Origin of the sequence: Chryseobacterium sp. CFS2 (genome assembly GCF_036543225.1) — a bacterium.
Classification (GTDB): Bacteria; Bacteroidota; Bacteroidia; order Flavobacteriales; family Weeksellaceae; genus Chryseobacterium; species Chryseobacterium culicis_A.
In genome coordinates, this window is record NZ_JAZHQU010000004.1 from 477,056 (window position 1) to 496,984 (window position 19,929).

Here is a 19,929-nt window from a genome sequence, read left to right on the forward strand (position 1 = left end):
CAAAAAGTAGTTTTAAAGTAGTATAGTAAAGGTTTATAAAAACATATCCTTATTTTAAGAGAGCAAAGACAGAACATTATTTTCAAACGGAGATTATCTACTTTAAAAACATGTTTAATTAAAAATAAATCTCATGGATTTTAAAAATATAACAATAGCAGGAAGTGGTGTATTAGGATATCAGATCGCCTTCCAGACTGCCTATCATGGTTTCAATGTTACCGTATATGATATCAATGATGAAGTATTGGAAAAAGCCAAGGGTAAATTCACCGTTTTAAGTGAAGCTTACCAACAAGATCTGAGAGCAACAAAGAAACAATTGGATGCAACCTTTAAAAATATCAGCTACTCATCTGATCTTGCCGAAGCAGTAAAAGATGCCGATCTGCTGATAGAGGCAGTTCCTGAAGAACCCGCAATTAAAATAGAATTTTATCACAAACTCGCACAGGTAGCTCCTGAAAAAACAGTATTTGCAACGAATTCTTCCACTTTGCTTCCAAGCCAGTTTGCTGAAGATACAGGAAGACCGGAGAAATTTGTAGCGCTCCATTTTGCCAATGAAATCTGGAAACACAATACCGGAGAGGTTATGCGCCATCCGGGAACTTCTCAGGAGGTATTTGATTCTGTAATCAAATTTGCCAAAGATATTGGAATGGTCGCCTTACCGATCCAGAAGGAGCAACCTGGATATATTGTCAACTCATTATTGGTTCCGTTGCTTGGAGCCGCAGTTAATCTCTGGATTGATGAAGTATCAGATATTGAAACAATCGACAAAACATGGATGGTAGCCACCGGAGCTCCTGTAGGACCATTCGGTATTCTGGATGTTGTGGGAATTACAACGGCTTATAATATCAATAAAATGGAAGCTGAAGAAACTCAGGATCCATTAAAGATCAAAGCCGTAGAAAAATTAAAAAAAGATTATATTGACAAAGGAAAACTGGGAGTACTGACCGGGGAAGGATTTTATAAATATCCTAATCCTTCATATCGCGACAAAGATTTTCTGAAATAGAATCTTATACTTCAGATTTTAAACTATTAAGAAAGCAGGCCTTATTATAGGTTCTGCTTTTTGTTTTTGTTGGAAAACGCAAAGGCGCAAAATAATTTTTCCGAAACGTTTTAAGGCGCAAGGATTTTATCTCCGATAAAATTGAACACTGTTGATTTCTAAAGTTAAAAATATTGATTGATTAGATTGTATTACACCTGCTGGAAATCTTCGGTTTCTTTGCTCCTTAAATATTCACCCATGTATAAAATTCTTAGCGCCTTTGCGTTTTCCAACAAAAACAAAAAAGCAGAACTCCCAATGAAGTCCTGCTTTATGTATTATATATATTTCCGAAAATTATTCCGGTTTAAAAGAATCTTTTAACGTTACTGTACGGTTAAATACCAATACATCGTCTGTAGAATCCTGATCTTTTGTAAAATACCCGATTCTTTGGAACTGTAATGGCTCTCCAACAGCAACATCTTTCAGGCTTGGCTCAGCGAACCCTTTTACCGTTGCTACAGATTCAGGGTTGATGAAATTTAAGAAGTCTACATCCTTTTCAGCATCAGGCTGCTCCACAGTAAACAAATGATTATATGTTCTCACTTCCACAGGAAGAGCATGTTTTGCAGATACCCAGTGTAAAGTTCCTTTTACTTTTCTTAAACTTTCCTCGGTTCCGCTTCCTGATCTACTCTTCTCATCATACGTAGCGTAGATGGTAGTAATCTCACCATTTTCATCCTTCTCTACTCTTTCAGCTTTAATGATGTAAGCAGATTTCAAACGAACTTCACCCCCTAATTTAAGTCTGAAGAATTTATTGTTAGCTTCCTCTTTGAAGTCTTCACGTTCAATATATAATTCTCTCGAGAATGGTATTTCTCTTGTTCCTGCATTTTCCTGCTCAGGATTATTTTCAGTTTCTAACCATTCTTCTTTGTCTTCAGGGTAGTTTTCGATCACTAATTTCACAGGATCTACCACTGCCATTACACGCTTAGCAACCTTATTCAGATCTTCACGTACACAGAAGTCAAGCAACTGAATTTCGATAAGGTTTTCTCTTTTCGCTACCCCTACTTTCTCAATAAAGTTTCTGATAGAAGTTGGAGTATATCCTTTTCTTCTCATCCCTGAAATGGTAGGCATTCTAGGATCGTCCCATCCGGTTACGACTCCTTCAGCCACTAATCTTTGAAGCTTTCTTTTAGAAGTAATCATATAGGAAACATTCATCCTTGCAAATTCTCTCTGCTTGTTTTTAACCCTTCCTTCTTCGTAAACCTGATCCAAATACCAGTTGTACAAAGGTCTGTGATTTTCAAACTCCAGAGAACACAGTGAATGCGACACTTGTTCGATATAATCAGATTCACCATGAGCCCAGTCGTACATTGGATAAATTTTCCACGCTGTACCTGTTCTGTGGTGAGGTTTATTCAAAATTCTGTACATAACAGGGTCACGCATATTCATGTTAGGCGAAACCATATCAATTTTTGCACGAAGAGACATTGAACCACTTTCAAATTCCCCGTTTTTCATTCTTTCGAATAAATCTAAAGATTCTTCAACAGGACGGTTTCTGTATGGAGATTCAATTCCCGGTTCTGCAGGATTTTTTCTTTGCTCAGTAATCACTTCAGAAGGCTGCTCATCTACATAAGCTTTTCCTTCTTTGATTAATTGTACTGCCCAATCGTAAAGCTGCTGGAAGTAATCGGATGCATACAAAACTTTATCCCATTTGAAACCTAGCCATTCAACATCTTTCATGATAGAATCTACGAATTCCTGTTCTTCTTTTTCAGGATTCGTATCGTCAAAACGAAGGTTTACGGGAGCATTGTATTTTTCGCCCAGTCCAAAGTTGATGCAGATGGCTTTTGTATGCCCTACATGCAGATAACCATTGGGTTCAGGCGGAAAACGGAAACGGATCTGATCTCTTTTCAGTCCGTTTGCCAGATCATCTTCTATAATTTGCTCAATAAAATTGAGTGATTTTTTTTCTTCTTCCATTAAAGTAGCTTTTATTTTTTAGCAAAAAAAGTTTCACAAAGTTACGGAAAAATAAGCTTTGGTAAAAGTGATAATTTAAAAGCCTTATCTATTGTTATTCAATATTTTTCACTAATTTCGGGAAGCTAGTACCATTTTAACCAATTATCCGTCATGGCAATTTATATCTTAAGCAACCGGAAAATTATCAGACATAAAGGCGAAAGAGTAGACTCTTTTTCCAATGAAGAATATTCAATTCCTAATTTCAGGATTGCTAAATGCGATTTTGATAATTATAAGGAACCAACCGCTCAGGCGAAAAAGAAAAAAGATTACACCAACAGAAATATCTTAAATTACAAACTTCTTTCCGAACCAGAAAAACAAGGATATGAAGAAGTTTTAGATGTTTTATTGAGTGAAAAAGGAATTAAAAACTCCCCTCTTACAGCCAATAATCTCGGTGGAACCCAAAGAATGTTTTACGAACTGTACAAAAATATGTCTTCCACAAAAGACAGGAGTGATGTACTGATATTCATCCATGGTTATTTGTATGATTTTGATGATGAGTTAAAGGCTATCCTTGATCTTAAGAAAATATTCATTGATAATCCGGCATCACCTGTAGAACATATTTTATTTGTGAGCTGGCCCGCTTCCGGCAGTATAATCCCATTGAGTTATTTTGATGATAAGGCCTCCAGCATCAATTCCGGAACATCTCTGGTGAGATTGTTTTATTTTTATACTCAATTCTTAAAAGATATCTTTTCCAACCGGGATCTTGCTCCCTGCAATCAAAGAATCCATCTTATGGCTCACTCTTTGGGAAACAGAGTGCTTCAAAGCATGTTATACAGTCTTAAAAGAGAAAATATACAGCGTGTTATTGACCAGGTTCTCCTGTTGAACGCTGATGTAAGCTATAAAGTATTCGAAGATTCAGAAGACTCATTTAATAAGCTGCCATTATTGGCCAACAGGATTTCCATTTACTTGAACCGACAGGATATTATTCTGGGAGCTTCTCAGTTTACGAAAAACATCCTGACTCCAAGGCTTGGTAAAAACGGACCAAGCGATATTGCTCACTATAAAGATATTGTATCTGTTATCGACTGTACATTCGTAAAAGATGATTTGCTTGACAGCTTTAAATATGAAGTGGGAAATCATTGGGGATACCTCTCAAGCTCGCAGGTACAGGAAGATATCTTTCAAAATTTATACGGAATTGACAGAAATCTTATCACCAACAGATCTAAAGATAGTGAAAACATTTTCACAATTATTTCTTAACAAATAATTAAAATAATCCCTGAAAAATGAATTATAAGTTAAAAATTAACTAAAATTCATCAGTATGGCACAATGATTGCTAATTCAAAGATTAGGGAATTACAATTTTTAATTATGGGACAGATTAAAAAAAGGTTTTCTGATATATTAGATTATATAAAGAAAGCTATTTTCGTAAAAGATGTGATTTAATTGTGTAACAACCTCTAAATTCACAAAATATCCGATCAAAAACTGCCAGGTCTTTCCTACAGACCGGAATAAAAACATTCAAACGTTCTGTACAGGAAGGGATTGTCAGGTAAAAAAACTGAGACCACTAAACTCATATTCGATACAATTTAAATATTACAGAGGAATTGTTAAATATTATTAAATAATTCCCCCACTTGTTGTATAATTCAAAAAAGTTATCGACATTTACTTACCAATCAAATAAAATCAATAACATGAAAAGTCTAAAAAAAATCAAAAGAGGAGAATTAAAAACAATCAAAGGAGGAAGACCACCTCTTGGATGTAACAGCTGGAATCCAGTGGCTATGTGCTGCAGATCATGGGCTCCTGACTATTGTGGGCAAACTACATGTCCGGATTCACCTCCACCATTGTGCTAATTAACTTTTGACAGTTATATTTTGAACCATAGCAACTCATTTCTGAGTTCAAGATCGGATTCAAAATTATTTACAAATAAAGCTCCAGTGCCTAAACCTTGAGGCATTGGATTTTTTTTGTTAAATGTATACTGGGCAATAGCATTCAAGCCTATATTACTCTCCAACGCTGAAGTAATCCACCAACTGATATTCTGTTTTTCGGCAAGGGAAATCCATTCATCTGAACCGGAAAAACCTCCTACCAAAGCAGGCTTTAGAATAATATACTGTGGTTGTATTTTTTCTAACAGCTTTTTCTTTTCTTCGGGATCAATAATTCCGATAAGCTCTTCATCCAATGCAATCGGCGTAGGTGTTTTGGCGCATAATTCTGCCATATCATCCCAGTTTCCTGCTTTTATAGGTTGCTCAATAGAGTGAATATGAAGATCGGCAAGCTGCTGCAACACAATAATCGCCTCTTCTTTACTAAATCCTCCATTCGCATCTACACGAAGTTCCAACTGGTCTTTGGAAAACTTTTCTCTTAATTTCTGGAGAATAACATGTTCAGATTTCCAGTCAACACCAATTTTTAATTTAATGCAATGAAATCCTTTTTCCAGTTTCTCCTGAATCTGTTCTTCCATATACCCTGCATCTCCCATCCATATCAGACCGTTGATGGTAATGGCAGATTTTCCTTCCGTAAACTCACTTGGAAAATAAAGACTGTCTCCATATTTCAAATTCTGAACTGCCTGTTCATAACCAAACCAAATGGAAGGAAACTCTTTCAGTTCTTCTTTTAAAAAAGCCGTATCCTGATTGATATTTTCACAAAACCACTTCAGCTTTTCTTCATAATCAGGTCGGTCATCAAAACTCAGTCCTCTGAAAATAGCACATTCCCCTACTCCCTTTTTTTCGTTTTCCGAAATTGTAAGAATATAGGTTTCTTTATCAAGCAAAACGCCGCGAGATGTTCCACTCGGGCGTTTAAATTGTAATAAATATTGTAAGTAAGTTGCTTCCATTTATTTTACGCTGTCGATACGCATAAATTCTTCTGCTTTCTCCACCATTTCAATACTTCCGCAGAAGAAAGGAATTCTCTGGTGAAGTTCTGTAGGTTCTATTTCCAGAATTCTTCTGAATCCGTCTGTTGCTTTTGCTCCGGCTTGTTCAGCAAGGAAAGCCATTGGATTACATTCGTATAATAATCTTAGTTTACCATTTGGAGCCTGCGAATAGGAAGGATAAATATAAATTCCTCCTTTCAGCATATTTCTATGGAAATCTGCAACTAATGAACCGATATATCTTGAAGTATAAGGACGGTCACCTTCTTCCATCTGGCAATATTTAAGGTAATTTTTTACTCCCTGAGGGAATTTAATATAGTTTCCTTCGTTGATGGAATAAATTTTACCCGTTTTTGGGAAAGTCATATTGGGATGAGAAAGATAATAGGTACCTAAAGATGGATCTAATGTAAATCCGTTTACCCCATTTCCTGTTGTATAAACGATCATTGTAGAAGAACCGTAAATAACGTATCCTGCTGCAATCTGATTGATTCCTTTCTGTAAAAAGTCTTCCAGCTGTACTGGAGTTCCGGGTTCTGTAACTCTTCTGTAGATAGAGAAAATAGTTCCTACGGAAACATTTACATCAATATTGGAAGATCCGTCTAAGGGATCGATCAGTACAACATATTTACTTAAATGACCATTTTCACCGCATTTGATATCAATAAAATCATCATTTTCCTCAGAAGCAATACCACAAACAACCTCTCTTTGAGACAAAGCCGTAATAAAAATTTCATTAGCGATTACATCCAGTTTTTGCTGCTCTTCTCCCTGAACGTTTTGGTTTCCCGCAGCTCCTGTAATATCTACAATTCCGGCTTTATTTACTTCTCTGTTTACCACTTTCGAAGCCAATCTTATTGCACTTAGAAGACGAGAAAATTCACCTGTAGAATACTGAAAATCGTCCTGCTTATCTATAAGAAATTCTCCTAAAGTCTGTAATGGTTGATTTGACATATTTTTCTTTTTACGTTTTGCCCAAATTTCGGAAAATTTATCGCATTAAGAAAATTTAATTAAAAAAGAGATTACTCACTGTATATCAATCAAATACAAAAAAAACGTAACATAATACCTGGTCTTTATTAAAAATTGGGACTCCTAATTTGTTACATCAGACTCGTGAAAAATTAAAATTATTTCATTATTTGTTGATTTTAAGGAAATCTTAATTCCATCTCCGCGTCAGACTATTTCATATCTCGTTGTAAATTTATAATTTTGACGTCCGTAAAAAACTCATGTAATTTTTTATCTAACAATTTTATTTTTAACAATTTAATGAAAATTTTCAAGTTTGGTGGAGCATCGGTAAAAGATGCTGACAGTGTAAAAAACGTGTCCATGGTTCTAAAAAGCCAGGGATTTGCCAAATGTTTGCTGGTAATTTCAGCAATGGGCAAGACGACAAATGAGTTGGAAAAAGTTGTAGAACTTTATTTCAAAAAAGATAACTATCAAACTGAGATTGAAAAGATAAAACGAAAACACATGGAGATTGCGGAAGGATTATTTCCTGAAAATCATGCGGTTTTTGCTGAAATCAATCTCTTTTTTGATGATATTGATTCTTTTTTACGAAGAAATAAATCTCCTAATTACAACTTTGTGTATGATCAGGTGGTAAGCTGCGGAGAAATGATTTCTACTAAAATCGTGAGTGAATATCTGAATGAAATCCAGTTTACTAATCAATGGCTGGATGCCAGAGATTATGTAAAAACGGATAATTCATACAGGGAAGGTACGGTAGACTGGACAAGAACGGAAGAATTTATTTCCAATCTCAATCCTGAAATCTGCTATGTAACTCAGGGATTTATCGGTTCTGACGACAATAATTTTACGGTGACGTTAGGAAGAGAAGGTTCTGACTACTCTGCTGCTATTTTTGCTTACTGCTTAAATGCTGAAGCAATGACTATCTGGAAAGATGTACCGGGAGTAATGACCGGAGATCCGAGAAAGTTCAGTGATGTAAATCTTCTTTCCAACATTTCTTATGAGGAAGCTATTGAGATGGCTTATTATGGTGCAAGTGTTATTCACCCAAAAACATTACAGCCACTCCAGCAAAAGAACATTCCTTTTTATGTAAAATCTTTCGTAGATCCTACCAAAGAAGGAACAAAAGTAGGTGCTTCCGAAAAAAACCAACAAGAAGAATCTTATATTCTAAAAGAAAACCAGGATCTTTTGAAAATCTCTACAAGAGACTTCTCTTTTATTGCAGAAGATCATATGAGCCTGATTTTCGGATTTTTATCTAAATATAAGATCAAAGTTTCCCTAATGCAGAATTCTGCGATCTCTCTGGCATTGTGCCTTGAGGATAAATTTAACCATCTTGATGAGCTCAACGAAGAGCTTCAAAAAATTTTTAAAACCGAAGCAATTAAAAATGTATCTTTATTCACAGTAAGAAATGCGAAGAAAGATCACATTGATAAATTTTACCATGAAAAAAATGTATTATTGGAACAGATTTCCAAGAACACTCTTCAAATGGTAACACAATAATATTAATTGCGACTAAACACACATGAGTTTAATTTCGAAAAACGATCTGATCCAAGCTTCCGGCTTAAATAAAATTGGGTTTCTCAAGAACCCAATAGCATCTGCTGTGATGAGCATTGCTAAAATAAACGAAGTAAATAAATTATACGATAAATTAAAAGACAAGGAAGGCAAAGACTTTTTCGACTCATTTGTGAGAGAAAGAAACCTAAGCTACGTAGCTTTTGAAGAGGATCTGGCAAAGATTCCGAAAACGGGACCGTTTATTCTGGTTTCCAATCACCCGCTGGGTGCTATTGACGGGATTTTAATGTGCAAGGTCTTATCAGAGGTTCGTCCGGATTTTAAGGTAATGGGAAATTTCCTTTTGGAAAAGATCAAACCTATGGAACCGTATGTAATCGCTGTAAATCCTTTTGAAAACAGAAAAGAAGCTTACAGCAGTTCTTCAGGAATGCGTGAAACACTCAAGCATTTACAAAACGGAGGCTGCGTAGGTATTTTTCCGGCAGGAGAAGTTTCCAACAAGAACAATCCTTATGGAGAAATTTTAGATAAGGAATGGGAAAAAACGGCACTTAAGCTTATCAGAATGGCTAAAGTGCCGGTAGTTCCTATGTATTTCCATGCTAAGAACAGCCGACTTTTTTATCAGGTGGCTAAACTTCATCCGAATTTGCAGACTTTGATGCTTCCTTCAGAAATGATGAATGACAGGGAAAAACCTATCAGAATCAGAATCGGGCGTCCTATTACTGTAAAGGCGATGGACGATATGGAAACAATTGAGGAATTGGGAGAGTTTCTGAAACGTAAGGTTTATATGATGAAATCTTACTATGAAAAGAGAAAATCCCTTGCTCAAAGCATCAATCTTCAGAACTTATCGGTGAAGTTTCCTTTATTGAAGGAAGAAAACATTGTTCAGAATATCATTGATGAAACACCTCTGGAAGACATCATTAAAGATGTTGATAAATTGAGAGGAACGGATAAAATGCTGTTCAGTAACGGAAATTATGAGATCTATTTTACGACTTATGAGGAAATTCCTTCTATTATGAGGGAAATCGGACGTCAGAGAGAGCTTACTTTCCGTGCGGTAGGTGAAGGAAGTAATCTTCCGTTTGACCTGGATGAATATGATAAACATTACCACCATCTTTTCCTTTGGGATAATGGGGAGAAAAAACTGGCTGGAGCTTACAGAATGGCACTGGGTAGAGAGGTAATGAAGAAATACGGTATCAAAGGTTTTTATACAAGCTCTTTATTTGAGTTTGAGCAGGACATTCATCCTTTCTTTAAAAAGGTGATTGAAATGGGACGTGCCTATATCTGCCAGGAATATCAGCAGAAACCACTTCCGCTTTTCCTTTTATGGAGAGGAATTGTACATGTATGCCTGAGAAATCCTGATCATAAATTCCTTATGGGTGGTGTGAGTATTTCCAACAAATTCTCAGAATTTTCAAAATCACTGATGATCGAATTTATGCGTTCAAATTATTTTGATTCTGCGGTGGCTCAGTACATCACTCCAAGGAATGAATACAAAGTAAAGCTTCGTGACAGGGATAAAAACATTTTCTTTGAAGAGATGGAATCTGACCTTAACAAGCTGGACAAGATTATTGATGACCTTGAGCCTGAATTGAGACTTCCTGTTCTGATCAAAAAATACATCAAACAAAATGCTAAAGTAATTGCTTTCAATGTTGATCCCAACTTTAATGATGCGATTGACGGATTGATGTATATCAGAATCAGTGATCTTCCGGAAAACACGATAAAACCGGTATTGGAAGAGATGAGTGAACAGATCAGAAAAGAGCAGGAAAATAATCCGGCTGATAATCAGTAAGTTTTTAACTTTATTCAAAAAAAGTACGATGAATACTTGCTTTGTATACTAAAACTTACTACTTTTGCATCACTTTAAAACAACGAAGTAAGTCAAACAAAAATATAATGGTTTCTTAGCTCAGTTGGTAGAGCAATGGATTGAAAATCCATGTGTCCCTGGTTCGATTCCTGGAGAAACCACTTTAAAACCTCTAATTCATTTTAGAGGTTTTTTTGTTTTTTTATCTGTTCCTATTTTCTTACGCCTGCCCTATTACTGCCCTATAAAATATAAACTCCCTTCCTATTTGTTCAAAAAAATAAGAAATTAATCAAAATTATGGGAATTATTTCTTTCTTGTTTAATGAGTAAAGCTTAATTTAGTAGGTGAAACCTAATTACAAATACAATTATGAGAGTAAAATTATTAGCCAATACTTTTCTGGGTATTGCCACTCTGCTTATTTTTCAATCATGCGCAGAAACCCCTATGGCAACAGAGAACACCATTGCAGCACAAAAAAATACCTCAGCTTTAAAAAATACCTCATCCTTCAGCGTTCCGGTTGCAGGAAATTCTTTTTTAACGGTAAAACCTTCGGGAGCCAGCGAGGTGATTACCTCCACTAACTTAGGAAACTGGACCAACTCTAATACTGTTATCAGTACTTATTTCAGAGTGAGTAATACAGGAACATTAAACCTTGGATTAAAAGCTTCTGTCCCATCAGGAACAAGTGTTGTAAAAATAACGGTAGGAAATATATCAAAAAATATGACTCTAACAGGATCTTCGAATAAAGAGTATACTGTTGGAGATTTTACCGTTTCTACTCCAGGTTATGTGAAAGTTGACCTTCAGGGAGTTTCAAAAACCGGAGGATATTTTGCAGATGTTACAGATATCACTTTCAGTGGAGCGGCTTCTACGGGAACCACTATTTACAGCAATGATCCGTCATACTATTATTGGGCGCGCAGAGGACCTTCCTGCCATCTGAACTATGTAGTTCCAACAACCGATAATGTCAGCTATTATTATAACGAAGTAACAGTTCCTGCAGGAGAAGACAAAATCGGTTCTTATTTTATGGCTAATGGCTTCAGTGCAGGCTATTTTGGGATGCAGGTGAACTCTTCCACAGAAAGAAGGATTTTATTCTCTGTATGGAGCCCATTTGATACTGACGATCCAAATACTATTCCTCCTGACCACAAAATTATCCTCAACAGAGCGGGTACCGGAGTAACCATCGGAGAATTTGGCAATGAAGGCTCGGGTGGACAAAGCTATTATAAATACAACTGGAGTGCCGGGCAAACCTATAAATTCTTATTAAAAGGGGAACCGGATGGCACCGGAAAAACAGACTTCACCGCCTGGTTTTTATCTCCGGATACCACCACATGGAAGCTGATCGCCAGCTGGAAGAGACCCCAAACCAGCACTTATCTGAAAAGCTTCTATAGTTTTGTTGAAAATTTCAATCCCGAAAATGGATATCAGGGCAGAAAAGCAGAATTTAAAAATCAATGGATAAGAACTTCCTCTGGTAACTGGGTTGCCATTTCAGGAGCAAAGTTTAGCGTAGATAATACCTACAACGCACAGCAAAGAATAGATGCAATGGGAGGAACAAGCGGGAATGCTTTCTTTTTACAAAATGGAGGATTCTTTAACACAACTGTTGCACCTGGCTCACAGTTTTCTGTTACTGCACCTACACAAGCTCCTAATATCAATTTTTCAACCCTTCCTTAACATTTTATCCTAAAATTATCAGCCAGTTACTTTATTAAGAACTGGCTTTTTTATTTATTTTCGATTTGTAAAGCGTTGATAGCTCCTATCTAAAAAAACACAGCCAAAAAAATGACTATACTCTCAATATTTATTCCTTAGGATGTTGTTTTCTCCATTCTGTCATATTCATAGGTCGGTTATCCGGACCACATGTTCCGTTGTACTCACATTCTTCAACAAAATAGTCATCATAGTCAGCGTTGTCCCACCATTCTTTAAATTTTGGAAGGTTGAAATAATTATTTTTCTGTAAAATATTTACTTCCTCCTGATCTAAAAAGAATCTTAACCTTCCCATCATTTTAGAGTTATCTCCATATCCCGAAACAAATCTTTTGTCATACTTATATTGTTCAGCAAAATAAACAATATTTGCAAGTATTTTCACTTTATCTTCCTTTGAAATGCCAGTTTCTTTGTTATTAAAATCAGCAAAATATTCAAGATAGTTTTTGATATAATCCAAGATAAATCTATTTTCTGACGGATCATTAGGAAGATATAGTTTTTGAAGAACTTTGAAAGTATTGGCATGGAGCTTTAAACTTCCGTCACATTGTTTAGTCCAAAACAACTTTCCATAATCTTGTGGATGGTTTTTATTAAACTTTGTTCTTTCAATAACCCATTTTAGGAGTTCAGTATTTGCTGTATATCCAAATGTTTTTACCAAGGCTGCCATGAAATTCTGATCATTTAAAATAAGCCATTTGTATTGAGTTTTATTATCATTGAACAGAAACATATTCCTTGCTACAATTGTTTGGACATTCTTTTTCCGAATTTCATTTAAGCTAGCAATATCTCTCCAGTGTGGAATTTTAATATCTGAATCATTTATGCTTGATTTTCTTGTTACATCGAAATTCTCAATGCCATTTAATTTGGGATATATTTTTTTATACTCGATAAGTTCCGGTATATAATAAAAATCTGTAAATATTTTTCTCTGTTTATCGACAAACAATCCTTCATAATCAACCCCGTTATTATGGTACATAACAAACTGTTTATCACATTTATCAAAAAAATTGATATATAAAAAATTTGATTGAGAATTTGGGTCGATAATTCTTCCAAAAATATTTTTGATTTTTTCATTAAATTCATCAGTGCCCAAAGTATTAAAACCATTTGATTTTAATAATTCATCAGCTGTTATTGCTACAGCTTCCAATTCTTTAGTTTCAAATTGAATTTTTTTTAAGCCTGCACCCGCCTCATCTATTGTAAAAGTTGACCCTTGTTTAAGTTGTTTGATTAAAGCTGTTTTGATAAAATCATCACCCGGATTTTTAATATCTGCAATAGATTTCTTTTCTTGTCCTTTATTATTACCACCTATGAATAGTAGAATAACTGTTAAACCTTTTAAGATTTTCATCGTATTAAATTTGTGTTTTAGAAGTAAAAAAGCATATCATGAGATATACTTTAGTTTTATTAATTTAATCTGGTGCACCAACACTATCAAATAAATCTGCATATTCGATCATTGATTTTAAATTGGGTAAGTTATAATAATTGTTTACTTTATATTCATTCTTAACTTTAGTCCAATCTTCTTCACCTATAAAATCTCTGTAATCAGCTAATATTGTCATTTCACCCCAATTTTGACCATCATGATGAGACTTTTTAAATATTGGATCATAAATATTTGCCAGAGAAGCTAAAATCTTCATTTTTTCTTTATCACTAAAATTATTTTTAGGCTCGTTGTTGATAAGCTTAGAGCTTAGATATTTTAATATCAATATATCATTTAAATTCTTTGAGTTATTATAAAAAGATTCATACGAATTAAGAAATGAAGTTCTTATATCTAACCCACCATCACAATTTTTGGAAGCAATATAACCCAAAAGTTCCTGGTTATTATTGAGTGAATTTAAATTCAAATGATTAATAACAAATTCATTAAATTTTGGTTCTTTATCATATCCAAAAAACTTGATAAGATTTTTAACGAAAACTTGATCATTCTGTACCAGCCATGTCGTGTATGATTTATTATTATTGAATAAATACATATTTCTAGCAACAATTGTTTTAATATTTTGCTTCCTTATATTTTTTAAATCAGCTATATCTTTCCAATAATATATCTTGACATCTGTTATATGATTATTATTCTCAGCATCTTTTTCATATTGCAATAATTCAGGATCTTTAGTATAATCCAGTATTTCAGGAATGCTGTATAAATCTGAAATGAAAAGTCCGTTTTTAAAAACATATGTACTGTATGGATTAACATCAATACTATTTGAGTTTTTAAAAAGATTAAAGTCTTTTGAGCATTTATCTTCAAAATTAATATGCAAATACTTTGATTCCGATCTCGGATCAATTATTCTATTGAATACTTTATTGACCGTATTAGCAAAGTCTTCTTTACCTGGCTTTTTGTATCCATTATCTTCTAATTCTTTTGATATGATAGATTCTGTAGCTTCTAAATCTTTTAATGTAAATTGATACGTAGGATAATCTGTTTCATTTTTCTCTCCACTTGCACCAGCTGATAACTGCGATTTTAATACAGGAATATAAGAACCTGATTCTTGCTTTACGTAATGTGTATTTGACATATTATTAGTTGGTTTCTGAGAGTTACATTTATTCATCATTAATACAATCCCTATTAATAAAATATTCTTCATAATATATTAATATTTAATTACTTCTTGTGTTTGACTGAGAATCAACATCTGCTTCGCTAGTCATTACTTTCAAATTATATTCATCTTCTGTTGGAGTATAAGCTGGAGGAATCACAAACCAATCAATATCATCAGCTGAATATTTTGATATTTTTACAGTTCTAGCTCCTTTTACTCCTCCCTGATTTCCACCTAAACAATAATAATGCTTTCCATCCTCTGTCTTTCCTATTACAAAAGTTATATGCCCATCTCCTCCTACATTTTTTCCATCGGCACTCGCCAATCCATTATCACCCCAATCAATTACAGCTGCAGCACCATAAATAGGTTTATTCTTGTCTAATTGTTTCCAGAACTGCCACATAGCTGCCCTACAAGATAAAGGTGGTGGTGAATATCCTGCCTGCGCAAAAACCCAGCTTACAAAAGCTCCACACCAGTTGGTTCCTTCGTTAAGACCTTTTCCATTAGAAGACTCATTAAAGTATTCGCTAATTCTAGGATTGTTTTCCGAACCAGCAATTGCTTTTTGGCCAACTTCCGGAAAAGCAAAAGGCATCCATGGAGCCTTCCCTGCAAGAGCCATTCCTGTATCTTTTGTCTTACCACATTGATCTACTTTAAAGATAGCTTTTGTTCCCGTATCGTAGTTTCCTTCCTTCTTTTTATAAATATACTTACCTCCTTGGTAAGAAGCCCTTCTTTTATCTCGCGAACTTGTTTTACTATTAATAACATCTACAAGATCATTAATAGTTTTTAATTCGTCAGTTCCATTACTTACAATTTCATTAAGCCCCTTCGTAATCCAGAAACTAATTCCAGATAAAACAGCATATTGTTCCTCTGCTAATTTTTCAGGATGTTCACCTGTAAAATCATTGTCTAATGTTACAAATTTTATTTCAGATAATCCGAGACTTGCTCTATGGGTGTTATAAAACCGTTGAAATCCCTTATAATTATCTCTTCCTGTTACCATTATAAAACCCCTTCCTCTTAAATCAAAACCATCATCTGTTCCTGCTCTATTTCCTAATCTACTTCCGTATGCGTTAATTCCTATTGATTTGTCATTTAAAGCATCTTGTTTACACCGTTCAGCATTACCTTTATAATATGCTAAATCACTATTAAATAACGTATTATAGCTATAACGTAAATCTTCTGTTAAATTTACTAAATCTGTCTCTGTTCTTACTTGAGAGAAGAAATGGGCCTTACGTCTACAAGTATTTATATTAAATTTTTCAAAATAAGTATTAATAAAAGGCAAACACTTTTCTATTAAAGTTTTATTTCCATTGAAAAAAACCTGTTTCAATTCATCTAAGGTAATCTTTGCCTTACAACGAGGGCACTCACCTCCCTCTTTCTTCACTTCCGCCATTTCCACCACCACCGGCATCACATCATTCTCAATAGCTTCAGGAGTTTCTTTCTGAGATACTTTAAGGCAGCCACTTTCATAAAAAATAAACTGTTTTCTAAGTTCCAGCATTTCTTCTTTCGTAAAGGGAGTTCCATCTTTTTTGTAGGCTTTGATTCCAAGTTTTTCCATATCCTCCGTTCGAACCAGATCAGCAGGAAGTGTATTGTTGATGGTAAACTGGCTTTTTTCTATTTTCCAGACTTTCTTTTTGGAATCTGCGGGATCCTGCACCTGACGGGAAACCTGTGCTATATAGTAATCAAAATTTTTCGGTGGATTTTTCCATTCTTCTTTTGCTGTGAAGGAAACTTCCAGTAAGCCGTCTTTTCCTGTTTTTTCTTCGTTGTAGCTTTGTTTGCTTTCGTGGGTATAAGTGATGTGATCTGTTTCGTTTAAACCTTCTTTAGGGATTTCCTTCAGAACGTCAATCTTCAGAGTTTCTTCGGTCATATTGACGGTGTGCACCCAAAGTTTGTGGGTTTTACCATAGAAAGTCTGCATCCGCTGAATATCTTTACCATCTTCAGTAGAGAACATGATGGAAATAATTTTCTGTTCAGAAGTAATGACAAGTTCTTCATTTGAATCCAGAACTTCCAGATAAGTTGTTGCAGCATCTACCACTACAGGGCGTGTTCCCAGAATGGTAATATTACCCGGAAGCACAATATCCGCAGATGAACTCGCCTGAAGCTCTACCGTAAATACCAAACGGTAAAAAGGATTGGGATTTTCTGTTGTTTTGGGGATAGCTGCCAGCAATTTTTTCTTGTAATCATCATTCGTTGTGATAAGGAAAGACGCTTTGCCTTCATTATTAAGGGTAACCGTTTTTTCCTCCAGCATATATTTATCTTTCTCTTTATAGAAATCATCGCCTTCTCCTTTTACCCAAACTTTTACTTTTAAGGTTTGGTTCTGAAGTCCATCCAGTTCAAGAAATCCATAGGTTTCTTCTCCAAATCCTGTTTCAGTACGTTTTACTCCTGTTCCATACGCCCAAAGTGCTCTTTTTACCGTAGGTTCTGAAACTTTTACTTTTGCTTCTATTTTCTTTCCATCGGTATAATCTCCTGTTAAATAAGCGGAAATCGTGTATTCTCCAAGATCATTAAATGTAATGGTTCCGTCTCCGTTATTGGTCACTTTATCCGGTACTTCAATTTTTATGGCTTCATTTCCGGACAACGTAGCAATTCTTGCTGTTGCTGTATATTTTATTTTTGTTCCTTTTGGAATATTGGCTGCCGGAAAAGTGAATTTATCTATTACATTTTGAATCACCTCAAAATTAAAACAGTCTGAACCTGAGAATCCGGGCTGCTTTCCTGCTCCTATCGGATTGGCATAAGCTTCAAGTATATATTTCCCGAAATACTGATTACTGGCCAGTTTTGCGTCGTTATACAGTAATTCTGCCACTCTTTTATTGATTGTACCTGTTCTGAAGGAAGGCGAACTTTCAAATAAAGCGACTCTTCCCACTCCTTCTTTTTTAAGATACCAATATACAGATGTGCCGGAAGGCATATAATTAACATTGAATCTGGAAGCCTGTACTTTAATCGTATCACTGAATCTCACCAAACCAGGTTCTCCTTTGACTCCCATTACGCCCAGACTATTCTCGATTTTCACTTCTACAGACTGGGGTTTTGGATCTGTGGGATCTGTAAATGCCTCTATGGTATATTTACCTGCATTTTTAAAGGTAAGAATAACCCAATCACCAGCTCCTGTAACGGAAACAAGGTGTGAAGAGGAGGCTCCGGAAGAACTGTTATACAGCACTGCTGTTCCCTGCTTCACTGTCCATTGAACCGTATTTACAGGCATAAAGAATCCCTTATTAAGTATTTTTGCCTGATCGGTAGTACTGTTAAGTTTACGTTCAATAGATAAGGGTAAAGGAATATTAATCAGCGTTGAGGATCCGGGACTGACAATTTTCTTAACGAAATCCTGTATTACTTCTACGTTGATAGAGCATTTGGCATCACCTGCTTTTTTGCCATAGGCTTCCAGTCTGTATTTTCCTTCTGTAAGTCCATCAAATATTTTACTCATGGATTGGCTGAAATTGCTCCCTAACCCGATAAATGTTTTTACTTTATCTTTGGTTCCTTCTCCTTTGAAAAGAGCCCAGATAATCTTTTTCTCATCTCCTTTGAACTGAGCTTTCAAATCCAGATTATCACCACCGAAAGGGTTTGTGATAGGAAACAAAGGACCATTCATTCCTTTGATATAGTAGTAATTTCCGGTAGGCTTATCCGCTGGTACAGGTCTTATCATCGAAATTGATGTCACTGCTATACTTGCTTCAGACGTGGATGATGAAGGCCATTGTGGGGAAGTATTGGCTACAGAAAATTCATCAGCTTCCTTTACATCTATCTGGGAAACATTATTAGCCTGTCCTGTAGTAGCAAAAGCAATAGTTCCCGGAACTCCATATCCCGGACAATTTCCTGTAGAAGCATCCAACAGTATTTTCATACTCTTGTTGAATTCTACGTTTTCGTAATAGTCTTTATATTTTATGTTGCATTTACCTTTACATGGATAGGTTTTCCCGTCTGAGCCTTTACAGTTTCCAAACCCGTTGCCTCCTCCGAAGCTGTCGGCTTTGTCATCAAGATAGGTGGCAACAGGCTTGTTCTGTGCAAAATACTTATTTTTGCCCAGCTTTTTTTTCTGGCTTTTCACTTCCATCGGAACGGCGGTCCCATTGGAGTTATTGGTTACAGAACTGCTGCAGTACGCAGTAGCTCCTTCTATAATGATGTATCCTTTATCCGCCATGTCATTTGTTCATAAAGTTTAAGTCATTGTGATCGTTTCCCGGTATACTGTTTTTTCTCCGTCTGACAATATAAAGTCAGCTTTCTTTTTGGAATACTGTTTTTTACGGGAGTTGTATTCCATTTCTATATTTAATTTTACCTGATACTGTCCCGGCTGATACAGGTATTTTTTTTCCAATTCTTCTTTTATGATAGCAGGAACTTTAATTTCGGAAATAAAAGAAGATTCAAATCCGTACTCTCTCTGTTCGGCACTGATAATTCCGTGACATTCTATATCTCCGATTCCTTTGATATTCCATACAACAGATTCCTCACTTTTTCCTCCGTTATCTACATAATAAGGAGCAAACAAAAGAAGATTCCAGAAGGGTTCTTTCTGTTTATTTTTATAAAAGCCCGCTTCATCTTCAAGAGCTGACAAATATTGGTTTCTGAAAACATCTACATTCTGATACTTTTCCTGAAGCCCAGCTGTTTTGAGTTTCCAGCTTTCTATATTTTTCTGATGGTCTACTGCTCCCAGAAAGCTTCCTTTTTCATCCACTTTTATTTCCAGCGGATAAGAGCTCTGTTCCAGGATATGCAGGATTTCCATAAATTTATTTTCGGAGGGAAAAGAGGAATCTTCCACTTTTTCTATCAGCCAGTTTTTGGTGTGGTCTTCATTTATCTTTTCCTGAACAGTAATTTTAAAGGATGAATAAAATCCTTTTTCTTCCCCGAACTGTATTTCAAGAGCATTTTCCACCTGATAATCATGGATTCCTGATGTATATTTTTGAAATGGTTTTACTCTTGTTTCTACCATACTGATTGGTTGTATTA

The 19,929-nt window shown here is 35.3% G+C and carries 13 protein-coding genes and 1 tRNA gene; 7 read left to right on the forward strand and 7 right to left on the reverse strand.

Annotated features, from left to right (window positions below; translation table 11 throughout):
• Positions 1–133 precede the first annotated feature (133 nt).
• Positions 134–1,030, forward strand: a complete 897-nt coding sequence (locus ODR02_RS12060) for a 3-hydroxyacyl-CoA dehydrogenase (RefSeq protein WP_309512588.1) — start codon at positions 134–136, stop codon at positions 1,028–1,030.
• A 339-nt stretch (positions 1,031–1,369) separates the two neighbouring features.
• Here the strand turns inward: ODR02_RS12060 and ODR02_RS12065 are convergent, their stop codons facing one another.
• On the reverse strand, positions 1,370–3,043 hold the full coding sequence (locus tag ODR02_RS12065) for a glutamine--tRNA ligase/YqeY domain fusion protein (protein WP_309512589.1): 1,674 nt from the start codon (positions 3,041–3,043) through the stop codon (positions 1,370–1,372).
• 153 nt (positions 3,044–3,196) lie between these two features.
• Here ODR02_RS12065 and ODR02_RS12070 point away from each other — a divergent pair, with 153 nt between their 5' ends.
• Both ODR02_RS12070 and ODR02_RS12075 read left to right on the forward strand, forming a co-directional pair.
• On the forward strand, positions 3,197–4,327 hold the full coding sequence (locus ODR02_RS12070; RefSeq protein WP_309512590.1) for an alpha/beta hydrolase: 1,131 nt from the start codon (positions 3,197–3,199) through the stop codon (positions 4,325–4,327).
• A 449-nt stretch (positions 4,328–4,776) separates the two neighbouring features.
• A complete protein-coding gene (locus ODR02_RS12075; RefSeq protein ID WP_309512591.1) occupies positions 4,777–4,944 on the forward strand; it encodes a bacteriocin-like protein in 168 nt (55 codons plus the stop codon).
• 14 nt (positions 4,945–4,958) lie between these two features.
• Here the strand turns inward: ODR02_RS12075 and ODR02_RS12080 are convergent, their stop codons facing one another.
• Positions 4,959–5,963, reverse strand: a complete 1,005-nt coding sequence (locus tag ODR02_RS12080; RefSeq protein WP_309512592.1) for an o-succinylbenzoate synthase — start codon at positions 5,961–5,963, stop codon at positions 4,959–4,961.
• Entirely contained in the window at positions 5,964–6,980 is a 1,017-nt protein-coding gene (fbp, locus tag ODR02_RS12085) for a class 1 fructose-bisphosphatase (protein WP_034695188.1), read from the reverse strand. It lies immediately after the preceding gene.
• 324 nt (positions 6,981–7,304) lie between these two features.
• Here fbp and ODR02_RS12090 point away from each other — a divergent pair, with 324 nt between their 5' ends.
• The 4 genes from ODR02_RS12090 (at position 7,305) to ODR02_RS12105 (ending at position 12,151) form a co-directional block, all read left to right on the forward strand.
• Positions 7,305–8,543 carry an aspartate kinase gene (locus ODR02_RS12090; protein WP_209788299.1) on the forward strand — a complete coding sequence of 413 codons (1,239 nt, stop codon included), beginning with the start codon at positions 7,305–7,307 and terminating at the stop codon, positions 8,541–8,543.
• 22 nt (positions 8,544–8,565) lie between these two features.
• Entirely contained in the window at positions 8,566–10,407 is a 1,842-nt protein-coding gene (locus tag ODR02_RS12095; protein WP_209788296.1) for a lysophospholipid acyltransferase family protein, read from the forward strand.
• 109 nt (positions 10,408–10,516) lie between these two features.
• A tRNA-Phe gene (locus ODR02_RS12100) sits at positions 10,517–10,589 on the forward strand.
• Positions 10,590–10,801: 212 nt separating this feature from the next.
• Positions 10,802–12,151 (forward strand): DUF3472 domain-containing protein, encoded by a 1,350-nt coding sequence (locus ODR02_RS12105; protein WP_309512593.1) that lies wholly within the window; start codon positions 10,802–10,804, stop codon positions 12,149–12,151.
• 130 nt (positions 12,152–12,281) lie between these two features.
• On the opposite strand, the gene ODR02_RS12110 is transcribed toward ODR02_RS12105, so the two are convergent.
• The 4 genes from ODR02_RS12110 to ODR02_RS12125 form a co-directional block, all read right to left on the reverse strand.
• Positions 12,282–13,577 carry a hypothetical protein gene (locus tag ODR02_RS12110; RefSeq protein ID WP_309512594.1) on the reverse strand — a complete coding sequence of 432 codons (1,296 nt, stop codon included), beginning with the start codon at positions 13,575–13,577 and terminating at the stop codon, positions 12,282–12,284.
• 64 nt (positions 13,578–13,641) lie between these two features.
• Positions 13,642–14,859, reverse strand: coding sequence for a hypothetical protein (locus ODR02_RS12115; protein WP_209788290.1), 1,218 nt, complete (start codon positions 14,857–14,859; stop codon positions 13,642–13,644).
• 13 nt (positions 14,860–14,872) lie between these two features.
• Positions 14,873–19,099: a hypothetical protein gene (locus tag ODR02_RS12120; RefSeq protein ID WP_309512595.1), complete on the reverse strand. Its 4,227-nt coding sequence runs from the start codon at positions 19,097–19,099 to the stop codon at positions 14,873–14,875.
• Positions 19,100–19,117: 18 nt separating this feature from the next.
• The gene (locus tag ODR02_RS12125) at positions 19,118–19,912 is read right to left on the reverse strand and encodes a hypothetical protein (protein WP_209788284.1); all 795 of its coding nucleotides are present in this window, start codon (positions 19,910–19,912) and stop codon (positions 19,118–19,120) included.
• Positions 19,913–19,929: the final 17 nt, after the last annotated feature.

What these genes read in the sequence shown, in the direction of transcription:
- ODR02_RS12090 (WP_209788299.1), top strand. Translation starts at nt 7,305, where the DNA reads ATGAAAATTTTCAAGTTTGGTGGAGCATCGGTAAAAGATGCTGACAGT.
- ODR02_RS12110 (WP_309512594.1), bottom strand. Translation starts at nt 13,577, where the DNA reads ATGAAAATCTTAAAAGGTTTAACAGTTATTCTACTATTCATAGGTGGT.
- ODR02_RS12095 (WP_209788296.1), top strand. Translation starts at nt 8,566, where the DNA reads ATGAGTTTAATTTCGAAAAACGATCTGATCCAAGCTTCCGGCTTAAAT.
- ODR02_RS12080 (WP_309512592.1), bottom strand. Translation starts at nt 5,963, where the DNA reads ATGGAAGCAACTTACTTACAATATTTATTACAATTTAAACGCCCGAGT.
- ODR02_RS12070 (WP_309512590.1), top strand. Translation starts at nt 3,197, where the DNA reads ATGGCAATTTATATCTTAAGCAACCGGAAAATTATCAGACATAAAGGC.
- ODR02_RS12075 (WP_309512591.1), top strand. Translation starts at nt 4,777, where the DNA reads ATGAAAAGTCTAAAAAAAATCAAAAGAGGAGAATTAAAAACAATCAAA.
- ODR02_RS12120 (WP_309512595.1), bottom strand. Translation starts at nt 19,099, where the DNA reads ATGGCGGATAAAGGATACATCATTATAGAAGGAGCTACTGCGTACTGC.
- ODR02_RS12125 (WP_209788284.1), bottom strand. Translation starts at nt 19,912, where the DNA reads ATGGTAGAAACAAGAGTAAAACCATTTCAAAAATATACATCAGGAATC.
- ODR02_RS12060 (WP_309512588.1), top strand. Translation starts at nt 134, where the DNA reads ATGGATTTTAAAAATATAACAATAGCAGGAAGTGGTGTATTAGGATAT.
- ODR02_RS12115 (WP_209788290.1), bottom strand. Translation starts at nt 14,859, where the DNA reads ATGAAGAATATTTTATTAATAGGGATTGTATTAATGATGAATAAATGT.
- fbp (WP_034695188.1), bottom strand. Translation starts at nt 6,980, where the DNA reads ATGTCAAATCAACCATTACAGACTTTAGGAGAATTTCTTATAGATAAG.
- ODR02_RS12065 (WP_309512589.1), bottom strand. Translation starts at nt 3,043, where the DNA reads ATGGAAGAAGAAAAAAAATCACTCAATTTTATTGAGCAAATTATAGAA.
- ODR02_RS12105 (WP_309512593.1), top strand. Translation starts at nt 10,802, where the DNA reads ATGAGAGTAAAATTATTAGCCAATACTTTTCTGGGTATTGCCACTCTG.